General features: G+C 29.1%; 13 protein-coding genes. 9 read left to right on the forward strand and 4 right to left on the reverse strand.

Annotated elements, in window-relative coordinates; all coding sequences use genetic code 11:
- From ACGH49_RS10680 to ACGH49_RS10705, 6 genes are all read left to right on the forward strand, one after another.
- Positions 1 to 603: recombinase family protein (locus ACGH49_RS10680; RefSeq protein WP_411589349.1), on the forward strand; the 603-nt coding region annotated here is incomplete at its 5' end.
- Positions 604 to 672: 69 nt separating this feature from the next.
- Complete coding sequence (locus tag ACGH49_RS10685; RefSeq protein ID WP_411578874.1) at positions 673 to 930, forward strand: hypothetical protein; 258 nt, start codon at positions 673 to 675, stop codon at positions 928 to 930.
- Complete coding sequence (locus ACGH49_RS10690) at positions 920 to 1,525, forward strand: zeta toxin family protein (RefSeq protein WP_411589350.1); 606 nt, start codon at positions 920 to 922, stop codon at positions 1,523 to 1,525. The genes ACGH49_RS10685 and ACGH49_RS10690 overlap by 11 nt, the downstream gene beginning before the upstream one ends.
- A gap of 125 nt (positions 1,526 to 1,650) precedes the next feature.
- On the forward strand, positions 1,651 to 2,292 hold the full coding sequence (locus ACGH49_RS10695) for an AAA family ATPase (RefSeq protein WP_411589351.1): 642 nt from the start codon (positions 1,651 to 1,653) through the stop codon (positions 2,290 to 2,292).
- 57 nt (positions 2,293 to 2,349) lie between these two features.
- The gene (locus tag ACGH49_RS10700; protein WP_065608603.1) at positions 2,350 to 2,619 is read left to right on the forward strand and encodes a hypothetical protein; all 270 of its coding nucleotides are present in this window, start codon (positions 2,350 to 2,352) and stop codon (positions 2,617 to 2,619) included.
- A gap of 399 nt (positions 2,620 to 3,018) precedes the next feature.
- Positions 3,019 to 3,240, forward strand: a complete 222-nt coding sequence (locus tag ACGH49_RS10705; RefSeq protein ID WP_411589352.1) for an EexN family lipoprotein — start codon at positions 3,019 to 3,021, stop codon at positions 3,238 to 3,240.
- Positions 3,241 to 3,271: 31 nt separating this feature from the next.
- Here the strand turns inward: ACGH49_RS10705 and ACGH49_RS10710 are convergent, their stop codons facing one another.
- The gene (locus ACGH49_RS10710) at positions 3,272 to 4,462 is read right to left on the reverse strand and encodes a relaxase/mobilization nuclease domain-containing protein (protein ID WP_411589354.1); all 1,191 of its coding nucleotides are present in this window, start codon (positions 4,460 to 4,462) and stop codon (positions 3,272 to 3,274) included.
- Complete coding sequence (locus tag ACGH49_RS10715; protein ID WP_065608626.1) at positions 4,462 to 4,953, reverse strand: hypothetical protein; 492 nt, start codon at positions 4,951 to 4,953, stop codon at positions 4,462 to 4,464. The genes ACGH49_RS10710 and ACGH49_RS10715 overlap by 1 nt, the downstream gene beginning before the upstream one ends.
- A 142-nt stretch (positions 4,954 to 5,095) precedes the next feature.
- Here ACGH49_RS10715 and ACGH49_RS10720 point away from each other — a divergent pair, with 142 nt between their 5' ends.
- Together ACGH49_RS10720 and ACGH49_RS10725 are read left to right on the forward strand one after the other, a co-directional pair.
- On the forward strand, positions 5,096 to 6,160 hold the full coding sequence (locus ACGH49_RS10720; RefSeq protein WP_411589355.1) for a hypothetical protein: 1,065 nt from the start codon (positions 5,096 to 5,098) through the stop codon (positions 6,158 to 6,160).
- 359 nt (positions 6,161 to 6,519) lie between these two features.
- On the forward strand, positions 6,520 to 7,515 hold the full coding sequence (locus tag ACGH49_RS10725) for a DNA cytosine methyltransferase (RefSeq protein ID WP_411589356.1): 996 nt from the start codon (positions 6,520 to 6,522) through the stop codon (positions 7,513 to 7,515).
- A gap of 21 nt (positions 7,516 to 7,536) precedes the next feature.
- Here the strand turns inward: ACGH49_RS10725 and ACGH49_RS10730 are convergent, their stop codons facing one another.
- Positions 7,537 to 8,064 (reverse strand): Bsp6I family type II restriction endonuclease, encoded by a 528-nt coding sequence (locus ACGH49_RS10730; protein WP_411589357.1) that lies wholly within the window; start codon positions 8,062 to 8,064, stop codon positions 7,537 to 7,539.
- A gap of 177 nt (positions 8,065 to 8,241) precedes the next feature.
- Here ACGH49_RS10730 and ACGH49_RS10735 point away from each other — a divergent pair, with 177 nt between their 5' ends.
- Positions 8,242 to 8,544 (forward strand): RepB family plasmid replication initiator protein, encoded by a 303-nt coding sequence (locus ACGH49_RS10735; protein ID WP_411589358.1) that lies wholly within the window; start codon positions 8,242 to 8,244, stop codon positions 8,542 to 8,544.
- Between the two features lie 64 nt (positions 8,545 to 8,608).
- On the opposite strand, the gene tnpA is transcribed toward ACGH49_RS10735, so the two are convergent.
- On the reverse strand, positions 8,609 to 8,965 hold the full coding sequence (gene tnpA / locus ACGH49_RS10740; protein WP_411589359.1) for an IS200/IS605 family transposase: 357 nt from the start codon (positions 8,963 to 8,965) through the stop codon (positions 8,609 to 8,611).
- Positions 8,966 to 8,972: the final 7 nt, after the last annotated feature.

Raw genomic sequence — 8,972 nt, forward strand, 5'->3', positions numbered from 1 at the left:
ATATATTTAAGAGTTAGCACAAAAGAACAAGAGCTGGAAAGACAAGAAAGAATTATTGATGATACGAAAAAACAGGGGTATTACATTGCAAATGTGTATCGTGAAAAGGCATCTGGAGCTATTACTAATAGACCTGAATTACAAAGAATGATTGCAGAACTGCAAAATGGTGATGTTGTAATAGCTGAAAAAATTGATCGTCTAACTAGATTACCCCTTAATGAAGCCATAAATCTAATCAACTCAATTAAGTCAAAAGGAGCAAAACTCTGCATCCCCGACATTTTAGATTTGTCTGAACTTTCATCTGAAGCAAGCGGCGTAACAAAAATAGTTATAGACTCAATGCAAGATTTATTGTTAAAAATATCACTACAAGTAGCTCGTGATGATTATGAGATCCGTAGACAGCGACAAAAGGAAGGTGTGGCAATTGCTAAAGCAAAAGGTAAGTTCAAGGGACGAAAGGCAAACCTACAGTTACATCGACTGATTATTGAGTGCCGATCGGAAGGAAAAAGCATAAATAAAACTGCTGAACTATTGAATTGTAGTCCATCAACTGTCAAAAATGTGTGGTCTAAACACAAAAATATTAAATAATATTTATTATTTACTTTTCCTTTATTTATTTTATAACAAAACAACTATACACAATATTAGGATATAAATATGAAACTCTATAATGACATTTTAGAAAAAGCAATTGACCCAAATAAATGCAAGTACAAAGAGATAGATCTATGGGAAACAGATCACGGTTACCTAAATGATAATACGTTTGAAGAATTAGCTCGAAGACGACTCGAAGAAAAATTTAAACATGAAAGTTATGTAAGAAAACTAGATAACGGAGAAACGTGGCAATTTAACCCCGACGGTACTAAATTCATGGTAAGAAATAGTAAAGGTGAGCGAATTGGCAATTAAAAAAGCTATTTTTATTTTAGGGTTGAACGGAGCTGGTAAATCAACTATCAGAGATGATATTACAATTACAAAAGATATTTTAATTATTGATCCTGATAAAATAGCTAGAGACTCTAACTGTAATGAATTACAAGCAGGAAAAATGGCTATTAATATGTTTAAAAAAGCTATTAAAAACAATCAATCATTTCTTGTTGAAAGTACTCTATCAAGTAATACAATAATTAAACAAATTGCTACAGCAAAAGAAAACAATTACAGTGTAAGAGCCTATTTTGTTGGTTTAGAATCTGTGGATTATCACATTGATAGAGTCAAAAATAGAGTGTCAAAAGGTGGGCATGATATTCCAGAAGCAACAATTGAAAGACGTTTTGATAAAACATATGGCAATATTAAAAAACTTTTTCCATTAGTTAATTATTTAAAAGTAATTGATAATTCAGTTATTTTTGTTACAGAAGCTAAAATTATTAATGGGAAGCTAAAACAAAAAAAACAAGTCCGTGACTGGGTCACAAAGCATGTAATAACTCCATTCGATAAATTCTACAGCTCACAAAAACTTCAAACAAACTCAAAAACAAAATTCTAATGAAATAGAATAGTCATAATAAATATTATTTATTAAATATTATTTAATAAATAATATTTACAAATTTATTATTTAATTTATAATAAATATTATTTCTTAAATATTATTTATTATAGGAGTTATAAATGATAATCGTAGTCGGCTGTAATAAAGGTGGAGCAGGTAAAACAACAACAGCAATTAACTTAACAGTTGCATTAGCATTAAAAAATAAAGATGTATGTTTAGTTGATGCAGATCCTCAGCGTTCGGCGTCCAAATGGCAGTTATTAAGAGAAAGTGAAAATATTCAGCCTGCTATCAATTTAGTAGAAAAACGGGAAAATATAGCATCTACATTACTAGATCTGGATTCTCGTTACGACTTTATAATCGTTGATGTTGCAGGACGTAATAGTCGAGAGTTTATTACTGGCTGTTCAGTAGCTGATATTGTTATCTCTCCTCACCAATGTTCACAACAGGATTTGGATACCTTATTGGAATTAGAAGAACAATTAGAACGCATAAAAGATTTAAACCCAAAATTGCAAGTATATTGCTATCAAACGTTAGCAACAACTAACCCCATCATTCAAGGACAAGAACGTCACGACTTTGTAGAATATCTATCAGAAATAAATAACATAAAACTGCTAGATAGCATTGCATATTATAGACGTGTGTATAGAACAAGTTACTCTGATGGTAAAAGTGTAATTGAAACAGATAATGAAAAAGCACGTGAAGAAATAAGTAATTTGCTAAATGAACTTGATATTATTTAATATTTAATATTTAATAAATAATATTTATTAAATGCTAATTAATAAAAGGAACTCAAATTGAAAACGCCAAGAACATCTAAAGAAATATACAATCAAGCGGATAAGTTAGCTGATGAATTAGCAGATCGTCCCTATGCTGGTGGCGATAAGAAAGAATCTAAATCTAAAGTAATGAGAAAAATTTCGTTTGAAATTGATGAAAGTCAATATGAAGAATTAGAAGATATTGCAATAAAAAATAAACGTGCAAAGTTACCTTTAAAGACAATATCTGATTTACTGAGGTTAGCTGTAAATGATTTCTTAATAAAACACAATAAAACTTAATCTAATATTAACCAACGATTATAAGGAGAAAACCTATACTGTAAAATATTTCAAAAATAACAAAGAACTATACTAGATAAATACCGTAAAAAATGTGAAAATAGTGAAACTGATGGTGATAGTTTGAATTGTCAAAACTCTCACAAAGCAATAATTAGTCTTAGTAGACCAATTAATACAGGAAAATGGACTGATTAATTTAAGAGAATAAAAGCCCTTTAAAGCGGCTTTTAAATTTCTAATTGATGAAAGCCAATATGAATATTGCAATAAAAAAATAAACGGGCGAAATTGGCTTTAAAAACAATATCTGATTTACTTAGGTTAGCTATAAATGATTTTTTAATAAAACACAATAAAGCTTAATCTAATATTAACCAACGATTATAAGGAGTTTATATGAAAAAAATACTAATATTAATTACTGCTATGTTTTTATTCGGATGTAATGAGAAGACCTATACTGTAGAAGATTTTAAAAATAACAAAGAACTACTAGATGAATACCGTAAAAAATGTAAAAATGGTGAAATTGATGGTGATAGCTTGAATTGTCAAAACTCTCACAAAGCAAAGATTAGTCTTAGTAGACCAACTAATACAGGAAAATGGACTGATTAATTTAAGAGCATAAAAGCCTCTCATGTGGTTTTTAAATTTCTATCTGTGATAGTGATAAGTTTATAGGCTTATTTTTAGTCATTATAAACTTATCATCTTGTATTATAATCTTGTCTCCTTTTTCTGCTTTATTTTCATTTAAAAATCGATTAATCTGTTTCGACCAAATAACCTTTTCATTACCGTTTTTGTCAATTAATTTTGCAAATGCTGATTGCTTACCGTTTATTTGAAATTGATAATTAGCTTGACCGAAATCATTAATAATAAATTCTTGGGCTTCCAATCGTTCAACTTTTTCTATAGCCCATTTTTTTACTTTGAATGACTGATCATTTTCATCTTTAATCTCTTTGATTTTTATATAATCGCCAATGACTGCTCCTGCTTGTTTAATCGCATCTTCTAATCCTTTATTCCACATGTTCTTTGCCTTACCATTTTTTGTTTGCATAAATAAGTAATAGGAAAATGGCTTGTTTTCATCAAAATTAAAATGAGCTTTACCAAAATCAACTATCTTATAGACATTGGCATCTTTACGTCTATTTTCTCTTTTCAACTTAGCCGATTCTTTCTCAATATCACTTTGTTTATCTGTTGCACTAGAAAATGTAGCATTAATACCTTCTAATTGCAGATTAATTGCAAACTGTGACTTAACCTTATTTAATAGAGATTTATTTATATTTAAATTCTTACCGTTAGATAATGATTTTTTCATCACTGTAACATGAACATGGTTATTATCTGTGTCAGGGTGCAAGCTATAATAAAAATTGTGATCGTTAAAATGTGTAGATAACGTATTGTAAACAGCTCGTTTTAAAATATCTTGATCTAGTTTACCCTTCATTGAAAACATTAAACGATAAGTTCTTCTTGGTTCTGTATCTTTATTTTTCTTTACTTTCGTTAATTGATAATCATCAATAGCTAATTCTTTAGCGTCATCTAACGATATTTCAAAACCATTCTTATCATATAAAGGTAACGTGTTTTCTCTGGTGTCATAATCAAAATTCCTCAGCATTGCATTAATGCTTTTTGCTCCGCCAGTTATTTTAACAACAACATGATTAGAATTAGATTTATTACTGTAGCTTTTTCCTGAACTCACATAATTATAATTATTTTTTCTTGAATTAATGCCAGTCGAACCGAACTTTTTACTTTTGGCTCGGCGCATATCTAAATATTCTTCATGTTGCCTCCTTGCCATTAAAATAACCTTTCTTGCGATTCTTTAATAATATTAACTAATGCATTATTCATCTCATTTATTAATTTTATTAATTCTATTATATGAGTATTGTTAATGATTAACTTTTCACGTATTGACATGTTAATTAGTCGCCCAATTTGATTAACGTTAATTCTAGTTTGCTCTAGTTCTTTTAGCTCTAACGAATCAAAACAGGGCATTGATAAACTGCTTGAAACTCTAAATCTAATTTCCTCTGTTACTGTAATATTTTTTTTGCTTGCTATCCTCGAAACTTCTTTTAATGTTCGTTCATCAAATCTAACATTTTTCGTTCTATTTTTTACTGATGATTCAACATTGGTATCAGCAGTTTGCTCATTAAATTGAAACTTATCTTTGATTGTTTTTTCTATCACTTGACTAAAATTCATGCCATTTAAAGTTGCGTAGTTATTTACAGCATTAATTAAATCGTTATCCAGCCTCACTGATTTTTTTGTTTTCATAATAAGCCTACTGCAAGTACAAGGTAAAAATAAAAACGTCGGACGTTGTGTTGTTTTTTACTATCCTGCATGTGTATTATTTAATTGAGTTCATACCTTATATATTGTAATATTAAGATTGTCAAGAATGGAGGAAATTAGAATGAATTTACAAGACATGGAAAATGAATCATATAATGCCAAAGCTGATTTTGAATTGCTAAAACAAAATAAAATTCCCGATGTTGTTATTGCAAACAAATTGATAAATGATACTTCATATAAAGAAACAATGATTTCATTATTTGAAAAGGCTGGAGATGATTTAGTTAAAAATGGACAATCTATTCCAGATGTCAATTCGTATGCATTGCAAAAAATAAATAACATAATTGATAATGCCAGCAAGCTTTCAATAGAAGAAAAATTTAATTCAATTACAGAATATGAGCAAAAAAACAGTATTTCTGCTGAATATGTAGTGACATCATTTGATATTAATAATAAAACTATAAATTCTAAAAAAATAGAATCATTATCTATATATGATGTACTCAGCATTGAACAAACAAAAAATACTGCTTTGCTTAGTATTGAACGTCAAGATTTAAACGAAAAATTAGAGCCTTTTATTGTGACTGATGACAATAAATTAGTTTTTTCATCGTCAATCGACTTAGCTAAAAAAATCACTAATACAGAAAATATAAAACAACTAAATCAAACTGACGCCATTAATTATTATCAAACCACGTCTCAAAAAAATAAGATTGAATTTGATGAGTTTTCAAAAAAAATGTCATCATTTTTGAATAATGAAAATAAAAACAATCAAATTAGATTTGAAAATGCATATTACTTAATTAATGAGCTTGATAAAAACCCAGAAAAATTCTCACAATTTTCAACCTCTTTTATTGAAAAAGGAATATCTGAAAACGCATTACCTGATTCTAATATCAAAGTGGGAGAAAATATAAAAGAAGCATTAAAAGACAAGGTAAATCCCCAATTCACTTTTGTAGAAACAGTTAAAAAGAAAGTTATTAAAGAAACTAAATTGTTAATCGACATTGTAGATAACACTAAAAAAATTCTGTTAGAAAAACCGTTAAAAAGCATCCAAGATAAATTGTTTAACAAAGCCATGGATGACGCTAAAAAAAAGTTAGAACATCAACAGAATAATCAAAAATCTAGTCAAAGAGAAAAAGCAAATATGAGCTAACTACTGATAGCAATGTTGAATTAGACAAACAAATAGATCTAGTTAAAGAACTCAACAAAAACGATAATTCAACGCCCTCAAACGCTCCACAAAGCCCACAAGCTAATTTAGACAATAAACGTATTGCAAACTAATCAGAGCTCTTGAAATCGCTTCTATGGGCAAAATAATGCTATCTAAATTTGAATCTAAATTTTTAAATGATATGAAACCTAAAGAGGATATACAAATCGCAATTGAAGTATCTCTAGATACGGGTCTGTGCGTCTTTGCTTAATGAAATTAATTTGAATAATTATAGCTGCTTTTTACATAAAAAATAAATATACTAAGCAAATGTTTTATTAAGGTGATTTATTATGAAGTGTGCTTCTTTTTTTGCTGGTGTTGGTGGTATTGATCTAGGATTTGATAAAGCTGGATTTGAAACAGTTTATGCAAATGAAATTGATAAGTTTGCTGTAGAAACCATTAGAGCTAATTTTGACTTTCTTGTTGATCATAGAGATATTAATGATGTAAAAGCTTCCGAAATCCCAGATTTCGATATTATGCTAGCAGGATTTCCATGCCAGGCTTTTTCTGTAGCTGGTCATAGACAAGGATTTAATGATGAAAAAGGTAGAGGAAACTTATACTTTGAACTTGAGCGAATCTTTGAAGAGAAAAAAACTTCTGTTATTTTTCTAGAAAATGTTAAAAACTTAGTAGGTCACGATCAAGGAAATACGTTTAAAGTTATTCTTGAAAGCCTTGAAAATCATGGTTATCACGTTAAATACAAAGTCTTAAATGCCTGTGAATATGGAAATATTCCTCAAAACCGTGAACGTATATACGTTGTTTGTTTTAAAGATATTAAAGCTTATGAAAATTTTGAATTTCCACATGCAATTCCTTTAGATACATCAATAAATGATCTATTAGAAGATGAAACAAACATAGATAAAAAATATTTCTATACTGAAAAAACTCCTTTCTTTAATCAATTAGTTGAAAATATTAAAGATGCAAAAACTTTGTATCAGTGGAGACGTCAGTATGTGCGAGCAAACAAAAGTAATATGTGTCCGACTTTAACCGCAAACATGGGTACAGGTGGACATAATGTTCCTTTACTTAATGTCCAAGGTAAACCAGATACGATTAGAAAGTTAACACCAAGAGAATGTTTTAATTTTCAAGGATTTTCTAAAGAATTCATTCTTCCCGAACAAATAAGTAATGGAAACCTTTATAAACAAGCAGGTAATAGTGTAGTAGTGCCAGTAATTGAACGAATTGCTTTAGAAATTAAAAAAGCTTTAGGAATTAAAAATAAAATTAATGAAAACAAACAAATATCTCTTGTATAGAGCTATTTGTAATCTCAAGTTCTACAATTGAGTTCCTAATTGCAAGGCTAGTTGATTTAAATCTAAAACAGTAATAGGTTGAATATTACGTTGATTAATTTGTTTAATTAATGAAAGTCTAGGTCTTTTGCCTTGCAATTGTTGATCATGAACTGTCTGTGTTTTGTTAATTTGAATGGTCTGAAATTGAGTGAAATTCATTCCCATATTGTAGATATATAGCTGATTAGTATTAGTATCTAATCTTGCAAAAATAAGTATATCGAACCGGGTGTCTGGGCTAAATGATGTTAAATCATTATGAAAATTAGAGGTTGCTTTTATTTCAACCAACTCACCATTTGGTCCTTTGCCATCTCCAGACAAGTTCGTATTAAACTTATTGTGCCAACTATATCCTAAACAATAACAGCATAAAGACTCTGAAATTGCTTCAGGAAAATTCACTGTTCTACTCGCAAAATGCGAAAGTGTGGCATTTAAAAATTTCCAAGCTTTATAACTTTCTATAATTAATTTTAAATCTTGATTTGTAACATTAGTTGTCATTAACTTTCTCCTTATTTTAAGTTAAATAGATGTTAAAAATTAAAAATATTCAATTTTATCCACAAAGTATAGGTTTATTCTTTTTTATTCTAGTTTTTTAACCTTTTCAAATCAATTAGTTACATATAGAAAGGTGTACTAAAAATCATAGAATTAACAATCTCTCCTAAACGGTGTATGACTAGAACGGTTGAGATTATTTACCCTGAAGGAGATACAGAAAAAGCCATATTCCAATGGGTGAATTTTGCTAAATTTAGTCGTAAAAATCAGTCACTAGAACTCACTTTTAGTGAGGACATAAACCCTTATTTGTTTCAGTTAAAGAAATTCATTAAATATAACCTTGAACACGTTAAAGCCTTTGAAAACAAGTATTCAATGCGTGTTTATGAATGGTTATTAAAAGAGTTAACGCAACGAAAAACATATAAAGCTAATATTCAAATTAGTATTGATGAGTTTAAATTTATCCGTTAAGCCGTAAAACCTCGTTGTTCAGGGCCAGGATGTAAGGCTTAAACGACGAAGTCGTTTTAATGTTTTAAGTTGGAGTACGTTGTTGTTCTATATATTGTCTAATAATAGCAATAGGCGCACCGCCACAACTGGCAGCAAAATAGGATGGAGACCATAAAGAACCACCCCATAATTTGTTCTTAATTTGAGAATGATATTTTTTTCTAATCATTCTGCTGGAAACGCCTTTTAAACTGTTAACTAATGAAGATAATGCAATTTTAGGTGGATAATTAACTAACAAATGAACATGATCATCTTCTCCATCAAACTCGACAAGTTCAGCATCAAAGTCTAAGCACACCTTTTCAAGTATGGACTTTAAGTCATCAATCATGTTTTTAGTAAATACAGTTCTTCGGTATTTTGTAACAAACACCAAATGAGCA

Source organism: Gilliamella sp. BG7 (genome assembly GCF_046635565.1).
In the GTDB taxonomy this organism is placed as follows: Bacteria; Pseudomonadota; Gammaproteobacteria; order Enterobacterales; family Orbaceae; genus Gilliamella; species Gilliamella apicola_P.

Bases quoted from the DNA above. Each gene is read 5' to 3' on its own strand.
- ACGH49_RS10685 (WP_411578874.1), top strand. From the start codon at position 673: ATGAAACTCTATAATGACATTTTAGAAAAAGCAATTGACCCAAATAAA.
- ACGH49_RS10695 (WP_411589351.1), top strand. From the start codon at position 1,651: ATGATAATCGTAGTCGGCTGTAATAAAGGTGGAGCAGGTAAAACAACA.
- ACGH49_RS10705 (WP_411589352.1), top strand. From the start codon at position 3,019: ATGAAAAAAATACTAATATTAATTACTGCTATGTTTTTATTCGGATGT.
- ACGH49_RS10710 (WP_411589354.1), bottom strand. From the start codon at position 4,462: ATGGCAAGGAGGCAACATGAAGAATATTTAGATATGCGCCGAGCCAAA.
- ACGH49_RS10715 (WP_065608626.1), bottom strand. From the start codon at position 4,953: ATGAAAACAAAAAAATCAGTGAGGCTGGATAACGATTTAATTAATGCT.
- ACGH49_RS10720 (WP_411589355.1), top strand. From the start codon at position 5,096: ATGAATTTACAAGACATGGAAAATGAATCATATAATGCCAAAGCTGAT.
- ACGH49_RS10725 (WP_411589356.1), top strand. From the start codon at position 6,520: ATGAAGTGTGCTTCTTTTTTTGCTGGTGTTGGTGGTATTGATCTAGGA.
- ACGH49_RS10730 (WP_411589357.1), bottom strand. From the start codon at position 8,064: ATGACAACTAATGTTACAAATCAAGATTTAAAATTAATTATAGAAAGT.
- ACGH49_RS10735 (WP_411589358.1), top strand. From the start codon at position 8,242: ATGACTAGAACGGTTGAGATTATTTACCCTGAAGGAGATACAGAAAAA.